Annotated in this window: 11 protein-coding genes and 1 tRNA gene; 6 read left to right on the top strand and 6 right to left on the bottom strand. The window is 66.8% G+C overall.

Going from position 1 to position 14,943, the window contains the following annotated elements; genetic code table 11:
* Positions 1 to 252 precede the first annotated feature (252 nt).
* From PX554_RS17110 to PX554_RS17125, 4 genes are all read left to right on the top strand, one after another.
* Positions 253 to 1,854: a tetratricopeptide repeat-containing sulfotransferase family protein gene (locus PX554_RS17110; protein ID WP_420833462.1), complete on the top strand. Its 1,602-nt coding sequence runs from the start codon at positions 253 to 255 to the stop codon at positions 1,852 to 1,854.
* A 197-nt stretch (positions 1,855 to 2,051) separates the two neighbouring features.
* On the top strand, positions 2,052 to 4,580 hold the full coding sequence (locus PX554_RS17115) for a TonB-dependent receptor (protein ID WP_275503784.1): 2,529 nt from the start codon (positions 2,052 to 2,054) through the stop codon (positions 4,578 to 4,580).
* Between the two features lie 74 nt (positions 4,581 to 4,654).
* The gene (locus PX554_RS17120; protein ID WP_275503785.1) at positions 4,655 to 5,554 is read left to right on the top strand and encodes a LysR family transcriptional regulator; all 900 of its coding nucleotides are present in this window, start codon (positions 4,655 to 4,657) and stop codon (positions 5,552 to 5,554) included.
* A 120-nt stretch (positions 5,555 to 5,674) separates the two neighbouring features.
* Positions 5,675 to 5,759 (top strand) — tRNA-Leu (locus PX554_RS17125).
* 18 nt (positions 5,760 to 5,777) lie between these two features.
* Here PX554_RS17125 and queA read toward each other — a convergent pair.
* The 6 genes from queA to PX554_RS17155 form a co-directional block, all read right to left on the bottom strand.
* On the bottom strand, positions 5,778 to 6,833 hold the full coding sequence (gene queA / locus PX554_RS17130) for a tRNA preQ1(34) S-adenosylmethionine ribosyltransferase-isomerase QueA (RefSeq protein WP_093224583.1): 1,056 nt from the start codon (positions 6,831 to 6,833) through the stop codon (positions 5,778 to 5,780).
* Between the two features lie 19 nt (positions 6,834 to 6,852).
* Entirely contained in the window at positions 6,853 to 7,569 is a 717-nt protein-coding gene (locus PX554_RS17135; protein ID WP_093224585.1) for a peptidylprolyl isomerase, read from the bottom strand.
* 104 nt (positions 7,570 to 7,673) lie between these two features.
* Positions 7,674 to 8,180 carry a pantetheine-phosphate adenylyltransferase gene (gene coaD / locus PX554_RS17140; protein WP_093224586.1) on the bottom strand — a complete coding sequence of 169 codons (507 nt, stop codon included), beginning with the start codon at positions 8,178 to 8,180 and terminating at the stop codon, positions 7,674 to 7,676.
* A gap of 74 nt (positions 8,181 to 8,254) precedes the next feature.
* Positions 8,255 to 9,157 carry a polyprenyl synthetase family protein gene (locus PX554_RS17145; protein WP_275503786.1) on the bottom strand — a complete coding sequence of 301 codons (903 nt, stop codon included), beginning with the start codon at positions 9,155 to 9,157 and terminating at the stop codon, positions 8,255 to 8,257.
* A 2-nt stretch (positions 9,158 to 9,159) separates the two neighbouring features.
* Positions 9,160 to 9,399 carry an exodeoxyribonuclease VII small subunit gene (locus PX554_RS17150; protein ID WP_093224720.1) on the bottom strand — a complete coding sequence of 80 codons (240 nt, stop codon included), beginning with the start codon at positions 9,397 to 9,399 and terminating at the stop codon, positions 9,160 to 9,162.
* Positions 9,400 to 9,490: 91 nt separating this feature from the next.
* Positions 9,491 to 10,888, bottom strand: coding sequence for a helix-turn-helix domain-containing protein (locus PX554_RS17155; protein ID WP_275503787.1), 1,398 nt, complete (start codon positions 10,886 to 10,888; stop codon positions 9,491 to 9,493).
* 212 nt (positions 10,889 to 11,100) lie between these two features.
* Between PX554_RS17155 and PX554_RS17160 the strand changes: the two genes are divergently transcribed.
* The gene (locus PX554_RS17160; protein ID WP_275503788.1) at positions 11,101 to 12,627 is read left to right on the top strand and encodes an acyl-CoA carboxylase subunit beta; all 1,527 of its coding nucleotides are present in this window, start codon (positions 11,101 to 11,103) and stop codon (positions 12,625 to 12,627) included.
* A gap of 126 nt (positions 12,628 to 12,753) precedes the next feature.
* A complete protein-coding gene (gene scpA, locus PX554_RS17165) occupies positions 12,754 to 14,895 on the top strand; it encodes a methylmalonyl-CoA mutase (RefSeq protein ID WP_275503789.1) in 2,142 nt (713 codons plus the stop codon).
* Positions 14,896 to 14,943 lie beyond the last annotated feature (48 nt).

The raw sequence follows: 14,943 nt of genomic DNA on the forward strand, positions 1-14,943 counted from the left end.
GAAACAGCCGATTACGGCGATTTCGGAGCGAGCCTGAGCCCCCCTACCCATTTTGCGCTGCCACACCCGAGCGATATATTTATTTTCGGTTCGTCTCGTCGACGGCTCGCTTGGCCGCTCTGAGCGTGTCGGGAGCGAGTCGCGTGCTTTGCCGACTCACCGCCCCCACCGCGATCGGGGATTCGCAACCCGAGTCGCAGCCGCGCGATCAGGCTGGCCGACGCCCGCCGTTAGCGGCTAGGATCGCGCGCGATGATGCCCGATCTCAACGCCGCCGAACCGACCAACTCGCGCTGGCCACGGCGTCTCGTCGAGGCGGCGCTCGCCCTGCACGACAATCGGTTGGCCGATGCCGAGCCAAGGCTCCGCGCGCACCTCAAGGAAGATCCGTTCGATGTCGCGGCGATCCGCATGATGGCGGAACTCGCCGGGCGGATCGGGCGCTACCGTGACGCCGAGGCGCTGCTGCGCCGCGCGCTCGAACTGGCGCCGGGCTTCACCGCCGCGCGCGCCGACCTCGCGGTCGTGCTCCACCGGCTCAACCGTCCGGTCGAGGCGATCGAGCAGCTCGATCTCGTCACGATCGACGAACCCGATCATCCCGGCCACGCCAACCTCAAGGCGGCGGCGCTCGGCCGGCTCGGCGGGTTCGACGAGGCGATCGCGCTGTACGGGCAGGTGCTCGCGAAGATGCCGAACCAGCCGCGCATCTGGATGAGCTACGGCCACATGCTCAAGACGGTCGGGCGGCAGGCCGACGGCATCGCCGCCTATCGTCGCGCGCTCGATCTCGCACCGGCGCTCGGCGAGGTATGGTGGAGCCTCGCCAACCTCAAGACAATCCGGTTCGACGATGCCGACATCGCGGCGATGGAGTCGGCGCTGGCGTGGCCGGAGCTCTCCGACGAGGATCGCTTCCATCTCGATTTCGCGCTCGGCAAGGCCTATGAGGATCGCCGCCAGGCCGGGCGCGCGTTCGCGCATTATGCCGCCGGCAATGCGCTGCGGCGCCACTCCGTCCAATATGACCCTGACGAGACCGAGCGCTACGTCGATCGCAGCATCGCCACCTTCACGCCCGATCTGTTCGCCGCGCGGGCCGGGCAGGGGCATCCCGCGCCCGATCCGATCTTCATCCTCGGCATGCCACGCGCCGGCTCGACCTTGATCGAGCAGATCCTGTCGAGCCACAGCCTCGTCGAAGGCACGTCCGAACTGCCTGATCTGCCCGCGGTCGCCCGCGGCATCGAAGGCTATCCGGCCGGCGTCGCCGCGCTCTCCGCCGATCGGCTCGCCGAACTGGGCGCGGAATACCTGCGCCGAGCGGCGGTGCAACGGCGCACCGACAAGCCGTTCTTCATCGACAAGCTGCCCAACAACTGGATTCGCGCCGGGCTAATCCGGCTCATCCTTCCCAACGCCACGATCATCGACGCGCGCCGCCATCCGCTCGGCTGCTGCTTCTCCAACTTCAAGCAGCATTTCGCGCGCGGTCAGGCGTTCAGCTACGATCTCGCCGAGATGGGGCGCTATTATCGCGATTACGTACGGTTGATGGCGCATCTCGACACCGCGATGCCGCGCCCGCCGCACCGCGTCTTCTATGAGGCGATGGTCGACGATACCGAGGCGCAGGTCCGCGCGCTCCTCGCCGCCTGCGGGCTGGCGTTCGAACCCGCCTGTCTCGCGTTCCACGAAACCGAGCGCGCGGTGCGTACCGCCAGTTCCGAACAGGTCCGGCGCCCGATCTTCAGCGAGGGCAAGTCCGCCTGGTTGCCGTTCGATCCGTGGCTCGGTCCGCTCAAGGGCGCGCTAGGCGACGTGTTGCCCACTTATCCCGAGGTCGCGCCGTAGCACCTCCACCCCCGCGTGGGCGTGTCGAGCTGATGGTATGCGCGTGCAGACCGATGGTCGTCCACGACCGGACACATAACGTTGCAAATCTGCCACGCGTCTGTGCCGAAATGCCGGAACCGTGACGGACCCGATTGACGATTGTTGCGGCGCGGAACACCCTGTCGGGAACGCTTGCTTCCTGGGGGGAATGGGGAATGAAGTTCGGGGTTCGCGCGGTCGCGTCGGTATTGCTCGCGTCGTCGGCGTTCCTTCCCGCCCTCGCCGAGGCGCAAAGTGCGCCGGAGTCCGCGCCTGCCGCCGATCAGCAGCCCGACAATGGCGACATCGTCGTCACCGCGCAGAAGCGTGAGGAAAGCCTGTCGAGCGTGCCGATCAGCATCCAGGCGATCGGCACCAAGAAGCTCGACCAGCTCAACATCAGCAACTTCAACCAATATACCCAGTTGCTGCCTTCGGTGTCGTTCCAGACGACCCAGCCGGGTTCGACCACCGTCTATATGCGCGGTGTCGCCTCGGGCGGGGACGGCAACCATTCGGGGTCGCTGCCCTCGGTCGGCTTCTATCTCGACGAACAGCCGATCACCACGATCGGCGGCACGCTCGACATCCACATCTACGATATCGCGCGCATCGAGAGCCTCGCCGGTCCACAGGGCACGCTCTACGGAGCTTCGTCCGAAGCGGGCACCGTCCGCATCATCACCAACAAGCCCGAACTGAGCCACTTCTACGGTCGCGTCGATGGCGAGGTGAACACGGTTCACAAGGGCGGCGTCGGCGGCAAGATCGAAGGGATGGTCAATGCGCCGCTCAACCCGATCATGGCGCTGCGCGTCTCGGGCTTCTACGAACGCGATGCGGGCTTCATCGACAACGTACCCGGCTCGCGCACCTTCTGCGGCGCGGTCATCAACGATGCCGACGGCAATGGGATCGGCTGCCAGCCGGGTCTCACCGTCAACAACAAGGCGTTCGTCAAGAAAGACTATAACGAGTCCGACCTGTGGGGCGGCCGCGCCGCGCTCAAGATCGACCTCGACGATAGTTGGACCGCGACGCCGACCGTTCTCTACCAGGAGGCGAAATATCACGGCGCCTATGCGATGGACCCGCAGGTCGGCGATCTGCAGGTGCAGCGCTTCTTCCAGGAATATCGCCACGATCGCTTCATCCAGGCGGCACTGACGATCGAAGGCAAGATCGGCAATTGGGACGTGACCTATGCCGGCGCCTATCTCGACCGGCAGGATCAGCAGTCGAGCGACTATACCGACTATGCCGAGGCCTACGACCAGATCTACCACAATGTCGGCGGCATCTTCTATTACGGCGACTACAGCAACGCCGCGGGCAATCAGATCGATCCGCGCCAGCGCATCGTCGGCACCGACCATTTCAAGAAGATGAGCCAGGAATTCCGCGTCCAGTCGCCCCAGGACGAGCGCTTCCGTGTCGTCTCCGGCCTGTTCTACCAGCGGCAGAGCAACCTCATCCACCAAGACTACAAGGTCGATGATCTCGCGCCCGATCTGTCGGTGAACGGCCACCCTGGCACGCTCTGGCTCACCCAGCAGCACCGCGTCGACAAGGATTATGCGATCTTCGGCGAAGCCTCCTTCGATATCCTGCCGACGTTGACCTTCACCGCCGGCGGCCGCGGCTTCATCTACGATAACTCACTGATCGGCTTCTATGGTTTCGGCCGCAATCCCGGCGATGGCTATACCGCCGAGCCGTATAACGGCGCGCTCAGTTCGGGCACCGGCGTGGTGCGCTGTTTCGCGACCGACGGGCTGCGGCTGACGGGCTACGGCGACCAGCCGAGCAGCACGACGCGCGTGCTGTTGCCGGCAGCGGTGGCGGGCGGGCCTTGCACCAACCTCGCCAATTACGTCGTCGGGCGCGGGCTCGAGCCGATCAAGGCGTCCGGGCAGGGCTTCACCCACAAGCTCAACCTCACCTGGAAGCCGAGCAAGGAGTTCCTGCTCTACGGCACCTGGTCGCGCGGCTTCCGCCCCGGCGGCATCAACCGTCGCGGCGACATCCCGCCGTACAACCCCGATTACCTGACCAATTACGAGATCGGCGCGAAGACCACGCTGTTCGGCGGCAAGCTGCGCGTAAACGCGGCGATCTACCAGCAGAATTGGGACAAGTTCCAGTTCAGCTTCCTCGGGCCGAACAGCTTCACGATCATCAACAACGGCCCGAACGCACGCATCCGCGGGGTCGAGGCGGACGCGGCGCTCACGCTCGGCGGCCTCTCGTTGACGGCGGCAGGAGCCTATGCCGATGCTAAGACGACCAGCACGCTTTGCACCACCGCCGTCTCAACCTGTAGCGGCGACGACGTGCTCGCGCCGACCGGCACGCGCCTGCCGATCACGCCGCGCTTCAAGATCAACGGCACCGCGCGCTACACCGTGCCGCTGGGCGAGGCCAAAGCCTATGCGCAGATGCTCGTCGCGCATCAGAGTTCCGCGTCGTCGGACATCCGCGTCGCTTACGCGGCGACGCAGGGGCGGCTGAAGCAATATACCACCGGCGATCTCGCGGTCGGCGCGGAATGGGCGACGTTCAGCCTGGAGGTGTTTGCGCAGAACCTGTGGGACGAACGCGCGCAGCTTTCACGTTTTCAGGTCTGCGGCGTCTGTACGCAGCGCCCCTATGTCGTCACCAGCACGCCGCGAACCATCGGCCTGCGCGGCGGGATGAAGTTCTAGCGACGCGGTATCGCCGGTTTCCCTCATGACGATCCGGCGGTACCTTCGCCTGATTTCATGATGAGGGTTCATCAATGCGCCGCGACGATCTCGTCGATCTCAACGCTTTTCTGGCCGTGGCCGAGGAGCGCAGCTTCACCCGCGCCGCCGCGCGGCTCGGCGTGTCGCAATCGGCGCTCAGCCATACGGTGCGCCGGCTGGAGACGCGGCTCGGCGTGCGGCTGCTGTCGCGCACCACGCGCAGCGTCGCTCCGACCGAGGCGGGCGAGCGGCTGGTCGCCAAGCTCGGCCCGGCGTTCGACGAAATCGAGGGGCAACTCTCCGCGCTCGGCGCGTTGCGTGAACGGCCAGCGGGCACGATCCGCATCACCGCGACCCAGCATTCCGCCGAAACGGTGTTGTGGCCGGCCGTCAGCGCGCTGATGGCCGACTATCCCGAGGTGAAGGTCGAGATCAGCGTCGATTCGGGCCTGCGCGATATCGTTGCCGAGCGGTTCGACGCCGGGGTGCGGCTCAGCGAGCGCGTCGCGGCGGACATGATCGCGGTGCGGATCGGGCCGGATCTGCGCATGGCGGCGGTCGGCGCGCCCGACTATTTCGCGCGCCATCCCGCGCCCGCCAGCCCGCAGGATCTCGCCGCGCATCGCTGCATCAACCTGCGGCTTTCCACGCTCGGCGATCTCTATGCGTGGGAGCTCGACCGCGACGACCAGCATCTGCGGCTGCGGGTCGACGGGCAATTCACCTCCAACCATGTGCCGATGATCCTGCGCGCCGCGCGTGCCGGCTTCGGCATCGCCTTTCTGCCCGATCAATATGTCCATGAGGATGTCGCCAGCGGCGCGCTGGTGCGCGTGCTGGAGGATTGGTGTCCGCCCTTCGCGGGCTATCATCTCTATTATCCCAGCCGGCGCCAGCCGACCCCGGCGTTCGCGCTGCTACTGGATTTGCTGCGCGAAGGCGCACGCGGGTAGCGGAGCCGCTCATCAGGCGCCCGCCCGGATTTACGTCCCCAGCGCGAATTCCGGTCTGGAAATCCTAGTCGCGCTTGCATATAGCGCATGCCTTCGCTGACCGGCTTCGCCGGATGCCGTGCGGGCGTGGTGAAATTGGTAGACGCGCGGGACTCAAAATCCCGTTCCGAAAGGAGTGTCGGTTCGACCCCGACCGCCCGCACCATTTACGGACCCGAAGCCGTTACGGCAGCAGCAGGGACGCATCCCCGTAGGAATAGAATCGATAGCCGTCGGCGATGGCATGAGCATAGGCGGCCTTCATCCGATCCAGCCCCATCAGTGCCGAGACCAGCATGAACAGTGTCGAGCGCGGCAGATGGAAGTTGGTCATCAGCCCGTCGATGCCCTTGAAGCGATAGCCGGGCGTGATGAAGATCGCCGTGTCGCCCTCGAACGGCTGGATGAGGCCGTCGCGGTCGGCGGCGCTTTCGATCAGGCGCAGGCTGGTGGTGCCCACCGCGATGACGCGACCCCCGGCGGCACGCACGGCGTTGAGCCGCGCGGCGGTGGCGGGGTCGATGCGGCCCCATTCGGTGTGCATGCGGTGGGCGGCGGTGTCCTCCGCCTTCACCGGCAGGAAGGTGCCCGCCCCGACATGCAGCGTCAGCGTCGCGTGGCCGATGCCGGCCGCGTCGAGCGCCGCCATCAGGCCGGGCGTGAAGTGCAACGCGGCGGTCGGGGCGGCGACCGCGCCTTTCTCGGCCGCGAACATCGTCTGATAATCGTCGAGGTCGCGAGCGTCGGCGGCGCGCTTCGAGGCGATATACGGCGGCAGCGGCATGCGGCCGGCGCGTTCGAGCAGCAGTTCGACCGGTTCGTCGCCAGCGAAGGTCAGCGCGAAGCTGCCATCCTCCTGGCGTTCGCTCGCGATGGCCGCGACGCCGCCACCGAAGTCGATCGCCTCGCCGTCGCGGATGCGCCGCGCATTGCGGATGAACGCGCGCCAGCGACGCGGCCCCTCGCGCTTGTGGAGCGTCGCGCCGATCTTGGCGCCCGTTCCGCCTCGCGGATCATCGCCGGAGGCGCCGCGCGTCCCCTCCAGTTGGGCGGGGATGACGCGCGTGTCGTTGAACACCAGCATGTCGCCGGCGCGAAGCTGACCGGGCAGATCGGTGACGGCGAGATCGCGCGTCGCGTCGCCATCGAGCACCAGCAGCCGCGCCGAATCGCGCGGGTTGGCCGGGCGCAGCGCGATCCGCTCGGGCGGCAGCGTGAAATCGAACAGATCGACTTTCATGACGGTGCGCCGGGCGGCGTTACTTGGCCTTCGCTGTCGGCTTGACGGCGGCGGGCGCCCTCATCGGCTTGGCGGGCGCACGCGGCGTCAGGAACGCGCCGCCGAGGCTGCTCGGCGACAGCGTCGCGGCGGGAGCGGGCGGGGCGGGCACATAGGCGGGCGGATTGTCGGCGGCGATATAGGCGTGGACGATCCGCGAGGGGTTCGCCGGTGGCTCGCCGCGCGTGATCGCGTCGACATATTGCATGCCGTCGATCACGCGGCCGAACACCGTGTATTTCTTGTCGAGCGTCAGCTTGGGATCGAACACGATGAAGAACTGGCTGTTGGCGCTGTCCTCCTTTTCCGCGCGCGCGGCCGAGACCGCGCCGCGCACGTGCGGCAGCCAGTTGAACTCGGCCTTGAGATCGGGGAGCGTCGAGCCACCGGTGCCGTCGCCCTTGGGGTCGCCGCCCTGCGCCATGAAGCCCTCGATCACGCGGTGGAACGGCAGGCCGTCATAGAAATGCTGGCGCGTGAGGATCTTGACGCGCTCGACCATCTTCGGCGCGGCGTCGGGCCGCAGCCAGATGACGACGCGCCCGCCGGTCGACAGGTCGAGATACCAGAGGTTCTCGGGATCGGTCGGCGAGGGGATGGGCGGGCGGCCGGCAATGGGGGTGTCGATGATCTGCGCGAAGGCGGGGCCGGCGAGCATGGCGAGCAGGAACACGACGAACCGAACAAGAAAACGCATTATGTCCCCGCGATAGGCAGATGAGTGCGGCCAAGCGCTTAGAGCAAATCCCAGCTTGCGCCAATCTGAACCTGTGGCGCGTCCGCCGGGCGCCGGAGCGGCGATCACGAACCCTTGCGGCCGATCTTCTCCACCCGCGCCGCCACTTCGGCGGCCACGGTGGGCGTCACGAACCGTCCGATTGGCCCGCCGTACAGCGCGATCTCCTTGACGAGCCGGCTGGCGATCGGCTGGAGCGATACGTCGGCCATCAGGAATACCGTCTCGATGCGCGGGTTGATCTGCTGGTTCATCCCCGCCATCTGATATTCATATTCGAAATCGGCGACGGCGCGCAGGCCGCGCACGATCACGCGCGCGCCCTCGCGCTCGGCGAAATCCATCAGCAGCGAATCGAAGCTGACGACCTGGACGTCGCCTTCGATCTGCGCGACCTCGCGCTCCACCATCGCCAGCCGCTCGTTCAGGCTGAACATCGGCGATTTGGACGCATTGGTGGTGACACCGATGACGAGCCGGTCGACCAGCTTCGCGCCGCGCCGGATGATGTCCATATGGCCGAGCGTGATCGGATCGAATGTGCCGGGATAGACGCCAGTGCGGAGAGTCATGGTGTGCTCCGTGGGTAGGAGGACAGGGGATGCGACAGGCGCGTCGCCCCGGCGCAGGCCGGGGCGGCGGTGAATCACCGATCCCTTTCGAGGATGAAGCGCGCGATGTCGCGCAGCAGATCGGCCTCCGTGCCATAGCTGTTCAGATGCGCCACCGCCTGATCGACCAGGATGCGCGCCTGTTCGCGCGCGCGCGGCAGGCCGAGCAGCGACAGGAACGTCTCCTTGCCGGCCTCGCCATCCTTGCCGAGCTTCTTGCCGACCGCCGCCTCGTCGCCCTCGACATCGAGGATATCGTCCGCGATCTGGAAGGCGAGGCCGATGTCGCGCGCATAGCCGCGCAGGTGCGCGCGGCCCTCGGCGGGCAGCCGCCCGAGGATCGCGCCCGCCTCGACCGAACAGGCGATCAGCGCGCCGGTCTTCAGCGCCTGCAAGCGGGTGATGGTCGGCAGGTCGAAGCTCGATTTCTCCGCCTCGATATCCATCATCTGCCCGCCCGCCATCCCGGCGGGGCCAGCGGCGCGGGCGAGATCGAGCACGAGTTCGCTGCGCACGAACGGATCTGCATGGGTCGCGGGATCGGCCAGTACCTCAAAGGCGAGTGCGTGGAGCGAATCGCCCGCGAGGATCGCAGTCGCTTCGTCGTAGAGCTTGTGGACGGTCGGCTTGCCACGGCGCATGTCGTCATCGTCCATCGCGGGCAGATCATCGTGGATCAGCGAATAGACGTGGATACATTCGATCGCGAGACCGGCACGGCCCGCGCAATCGCGATCGACGCCGAACAGCCGCGACGTGGCATAGGTCAGCAGCGGGCGCAGCCGCTTGCCGCCGCCGATCGCGGCATGGCGCATCGCCGCATACAGGTCGCGGCGGGGATCGTCGGGCAGGGCGAGCAGCACGTCGAAGCGCGCGTCGATATCGGCGCTGACGTGGGTGAGCGCGTCGCGGAGCGAAAGCGGGGTAAGCGCGGTCATCGTCAACTCGCGGCAAAGGGTTGCACGGCGGCGGGTCGCCCTTCCGCGTCGAGCCGAATCGCCTCGATCCGGGCCTGCGCGGCATCGAGCCGCTCGGCGCAGCGGCGGCGCAGCCGATCGCCGCGCTCGTAGAGGCGGATCGCCTCGTCGAGCGGCGCGGTTCCGGTCTCTAGCTGCGACACGATGGTTTCGAGCTCGCGCAGCGCGTCCTCGAACGTCAGGTCTTCAATCGGGCGATCCATCGCGCCGCTATGCGCGAGGCGCACGACGAGGGTCAAGGAGTGCCGCGTACGCGCCGACCCGTTCGCCGCGAAAGCCTGGCAAGGCTCCGGATCATTCCAGTTCGTACGATACCGCGCCGCGCCGGTCCTGATCGACCACGATCCGCCCGGCGGCGGGCGGGAAGGCGCGCTGCTCGCAGTCGCGGCGGGTGCAGATCCGACAAGATGTGCCGATCGGTGTCGCGGCGCCGTCGATGCGCAGGCCATCGGCATAGACGAAGTCGGCTGCGAACGACGCCTCGCATCCGAGCGCCAGCGCGTAGCGTCGCGGCAGCCGGCCGTAATCCTCGGTCGGCTTCACCAGCCCGCGCGCGATCGAGATATAGCGCACCCCGTCCGGGGTTTCGGCGAGCTGGACAAGGATGCGGTCGGGGATCGCCACCGCTTCGTGGACGATCCACAGCGGACAGGCGCCGCCGAACCGGGCGAATTTGAGCCGTGTCGCCGAATGGCGCTTGGTGATGTTGCCCGCCATGTCGACCCGGCAGAAGAAGAACGGAATGCCGAGCGCGCCGGGCCGTTGCAGCGTCGAGAGACGGTGGCAGGTCTGCTCGAAGCTGGTGCCGAACCGCCGGCGCAGCCGGTCGATATCGTGCCGCATCGCGCGCGCGGCGGCCCGGAATGCCTCATAGGGCATCAGCAGCGCGCCCGCCGCATAGTTGAACAGTCCGGCCGCCAGCAATTGCCGGCCCGAATCCGAACCGATCTCGGCCGAATCGACGATCTCCGCGACGAGATCGGTCGCGGCGAGGCGCATATAACGGTCGGCGAGGGCGAAGCGGATCGTTTCGGGCGGCTGGCCGCCATCGATCCGCAGCACCCGCGCGTCCGGGTCGAACGCGCGCACCAGATCGGGCGCATTGACATATTCGGTGGCAATGCCGTGGTCCGCGCGCAGCCGTGCCGCGATCGCCGTCGCCGGATCGCCGTCCGCGATCCGCGCGGCGAGCGCCTCCGCGCGGCGGTCGATCGCGTCGACATAATTGCTCGCATCGTTGAACCAGTCGCGCACCGCGTTCCACGGCAGGTGGTCGGTCGCGTTCGCGCGCGAATCGAGCTGGTCGTCGAGGATGCGGAGCTGCTCCTGCGCGCGCAGCAACGCCTGATGCGTCGCGACCAGCCGGCGGGCGAGCCTCGGCTGTTGCTGCGTCGCGCGGCGCAGCGTCGCCTCGTCGATCGGCTCGGCGGGCACGCTCGGATCGGCGGCGGCGTCGAGCGCTTCGGCGAACAGCCGGCGGTCGTCGTTTGGGTCGAGCGGTGCCCAATGCGCGGGCGCCTCGCTCGACAGGGCGGCGAGCACGCGCGGCGTGAGCGGGCGATGGCCGCTCTCGATCTGCGACAGATAGCTCACCGACAGCCCGATCCGCGCCGCCATCGCCGCCTGGCTGATGCCGAGCCGGTCGCGCAGCGCGCGCAGTTCGTGGCCCGCATAGATTCGTCTGGTCGTCATCGCTTCCGCCCGGCCGGAGTTTTCTGCCGTTCGTGCTGAGCTTGTCGAAGCGCGTGCTGCGCAGGGTATCGCTTGGGACACGCCCTTCGACAGGCTCAGGGCGAACGGAGTGTGTATCGCATAGTTTGCAAACCCACCCCGCGCAACTTTGCAAGATCACAGTTGCGCGCGCGCCGCCGAGCGCGAAGAGAGGGCGCACATAGGAGAGCGTGATGTCCGCAACGATCGCCGAACTCGAACGCAAACGCGCCGCCGCGAAAGCGGGCGGCGGCGAGAAGCGCGTCGCCGCGCAGCATGCGAAGGGCAAGCTGACCGCGCGCGAACGGCTCGACGTGCTGCTCGATCAGGGATCGTTCGAAGAATACGACATGTATGTCGAGCATAATTGCACAGATTTCGGCATGCAGGACCAGATCGTGCCGGGCGACGGCGTCGTCACCGGGTCGGGCACGATCAACGGGCGGCTGGTGTTCGTGTTCAGCCAGGATTTCACCGTGTTCGGCGGCTCGCTGTCCGAACGCCACGCCACCAAGATTTGCAAGGTCATGGACATGGCGATGAAGGCGGGCGCGCCGGTGATCGGTCTCAACGATTCGGGCGGTGCGCGGATTCAGGAGGGCGTCGCCAGCCTCGCCGGCTATGCCGAAGTGTTCCAGCGCAACGTGCTGGCGAGCGGCGTGGTGCCGCAGCTCAGCCTCATCATGGGGCCGTGCGCGGGCGGCGCGGTCTATTCGCCGGCGATGACCGACTTCATCTTCATGGTGAAGGATTCGTCCTACATGTTCGTCACCGGCCCCGACGTGGTGAAGACCGTCACCAACGAAGTCGTGACTCAGGAGGCTTTGGGCGGCGCGATCACGCATACGACCAAATCCTCGGTCGCCGATCTCGCGCTCGAGGACGATATCGAGACGCTGCTCGCCGCACGCGACTTCATCGATTTTCTGCCCTCGTCGAACCAGTCGCCGGTGCCCGAACGGCCGACTTCGGACCCGTGGGACCGCATCGAGGACAGTCTCGATACGCTGATCCCGGCCTCCGCCAACCAGCCCTATGACATGCACGAGCTGATCCGGAAGACGGTCGATGAAGGCGATTTCTTCGAGGTGCAGCCCGCACATGCCGGCAACATCATCACCGGTTTTGGGCGGATCGAGGGCAAGACGATCGGTATCGTCGCCAACCAGCCGATGGTGCTGGCCGGCTGCCTCGACATCAATTCGTCCAAGAAGGCGGCGCGGTTCGTGCGCTTCTGCGATGCGTTTGACATCCCGATCGTTACCTTCGTCGATGTGCCGGGCTTCCTGCCGGGCGTCGGGCAGGAGCATTCGGGCATCATCAAGCACGGGGCCAAATTGCTGTTCGCGTATGCCGAGGCGACCGTCCCCAAGATCACTGTCATCACGCGCAAGGCCTATGGCGGCGCCTATGACGTGATGAGTTCGAAGCATCTGCGCGGCGACCTCAACTACGCGTGGCCCACCGCAGAGATCGCGGTGATGGGCGCGAAGGGCGCGGTGGAGATCATCTTCCGTGGCCTCAACGCCGAAGGCATCGCCGAGAAGACCGCCGAATATGAAGCGCGCTTCGCCAACCCGTTCGTCGCGGCGAGCAAGGGCTTCATCGACGAGGTGATCCAGCCGCATTCGACCCGGCGGCGGATCGCGTTGGGGCTGCGCAAGCTACGCAACAAGGCGCTCGAGAACCCGTGGAAGAAGCACGACAACATCCCGCTGTGATCTGGTGCCTCGCTCAACCGTTCGTGCCGAGCGCAGTCGAGGCATGGGCAGCGCATGACAGCGCTAATGGCCTGTCCCTCGACTCCGCTCGGGACGAACGGGCGCGGGAAGAACGGAGTAAGTGACGTGACCGACAAGCCCACGCTCGACCAATGGGCCGCCGCCGCCGCGAAGGAGGTGAAGGGCAAGGATCTCACCTGGCAAACGCCCGAGGGGATCACGGTCAAGCCGCTCTACACCGCCGAGGATGTCGCGGGCATCGAACCCGGCCTGCCGGGGTTCGCGCCGTTCACGCGCGGCGTGCGCGCGTCGATGTACGCGGGGCGGCCGTGGACGATCCGCCAATACGCCGGCTTCTCGACCGCCGAAGCCTCGAACGCCTTCTACCATCGCAACCTCAAGGCCGGGCAGAAGGGCCTGTCGGTCGCGTTCGATCTCGCCACGCACCGGGGCTATGACAGCGATCATCCGCGCGTGACCGGCGACGTCGGCAAGGCCGGCGTGGCGATCGACACGATCGACGACATGAAGATCCTGTTCGACGGCATCCCGCTCGATCAGATGTCGGTCTCGATGACGATGAACGGCGCGGTGATCCCGATCCTCGCCTTTTTCATCGTCGCGGGCGAGGAGCAGGGCGTGCCCCGGCACCTGCTCGATGGGACCATACAGAACGACATCCTCAAGGAATTCATGGTCCGCAACACCTATATCTATCCGCCCGAGCCGAGCATGCGGATCATCTCGGACATTTTCGGCTATACCAGCCGCGAGATGCCAAAGTTCAACAGCATCTCGATCAGCGGCTATCACATGCAGGAAGCCGGCGCGACGCAGGTGCAGGAGCTTGCCTTCACCATCGCCGACGGCATGGAATATGTGAAATACGGCGTCGCCTCGGGCCTCGATATTGACAAGTTCGCTGGCCGCCTGTCGTTCTTCTTCGCGATCGGCATGAACTTCTTCATGGAGATCGCCAAGCTGCGCGCCGCGCGCGTGCTGTGGCACCGTGTGATGACCAACCTCGGCGCCAAGGACGAGCGCTCGAAGATGCTGCGCACGCATTGCCAGACCAGCGGCGTCAGCCTCACCGAGCAAGACCCGTACAACAACGTCATGCGCACCACGATCGAGGCGATGGCGGCGATGCTCGGCGGTACCCAGTCGCTCCACACCAACGCGCTCGACGAGGCGATCGCGCTGCCGACCGACTTCTCGGCCCGCATCGCGCGCAACACGCAGATCGTGCTCCAGGAAGAGACGGGCATGACCAAGGTCGTCGATCCGCTCGGCGGCAGCTATTATGTCGAGAGTCTTACACAGCAACTCGTTGATGCGGCATGGGAGATCATCGAGCGCGTTGAGGCCGAGGGCGGCATGGCCAAGGCGGTCGCGGCGGGCTGGCCCAAGGCGATGATCGAGGAGGCGAGCGCCGGCCGCGCTGCCCGCGTCGATCGCGGCGAGGATGTCATCGTCGGCGTCAACAAATACAAGCTCGCGAGCGAAGACCCGATCGACATCCTCGATGTCGATAACCACGCCGTGCGCGAGGCGCAGATCGCGCGCATCGCCAAGGTGAAGGCGGGCCGTGACGAAGCCGCATGCCAGGCCGCGCTCGATGCGCTGCGCGAAGGGGCGGCGGGCACCGCCAATCTGCTCGAACTCGCGGTCGAATGCGCGCGCAAACGCGCCACACTCGGCGAGATCAGCCAGGCGATGGAGGATGTGTTCGGCCGGTACGGCACCAAGCCGACGCCGGTTTCGGGCATCTACGGCGGCGCCTATGGCAACGACGCCAAGTGGCAGGGGCTGATCGACGGCGTCGGCTCGGTGACGCGCGCCAAGGGCCGCCGCCCGCGCCTGCTCGTCGCCAAGATGGGGCAGGACGGGCATGATCGCGGCGCGAACCTGGTCTCCTCGGCGTTCGGCGATCTCGGCTTCGAGGTTGTGCCGGGGCCGCTGTTCCAGACGCCCAAGGAAGCCGCCGACCTCGCGATCGCGAGCGATGTCGACGTGGTCGGCGCGTCCAGCCTCGCCGCCGGGCACAAGACGCTGATCCCCGAACTGATCGGCCACCTGCGCGAAGCCGGGCGCAGCGACATCAAGGTCATCGCCGGCGGCGTGATCCCCGCGCAGGACTATCAGGTGCTGCGCGACGCCGGGGTCCAGGGGATTTTCGGCCCCGGCACGAATCTGGTGGACGCGGCGGGCGAGGTGTTGAAGTTGCTGGGGCACAATATGCCCCCAGTCGAGGAAGTAACCGCGTGACAAACACCGCAACATTGTCCCCCTCCCGCTCGCGGGAGGGGCTAGGGG

It is taken from the genome of Sphingomonas pollutisoli (assembly GCF_029167165.1).
Lineage (GTDB): Bacteria > Pseudomonadota > Alphaproteobacteria > Sphingomonadales > Sphingomonadaceae > Sphingomonas > Sphingomonas pollutisoli.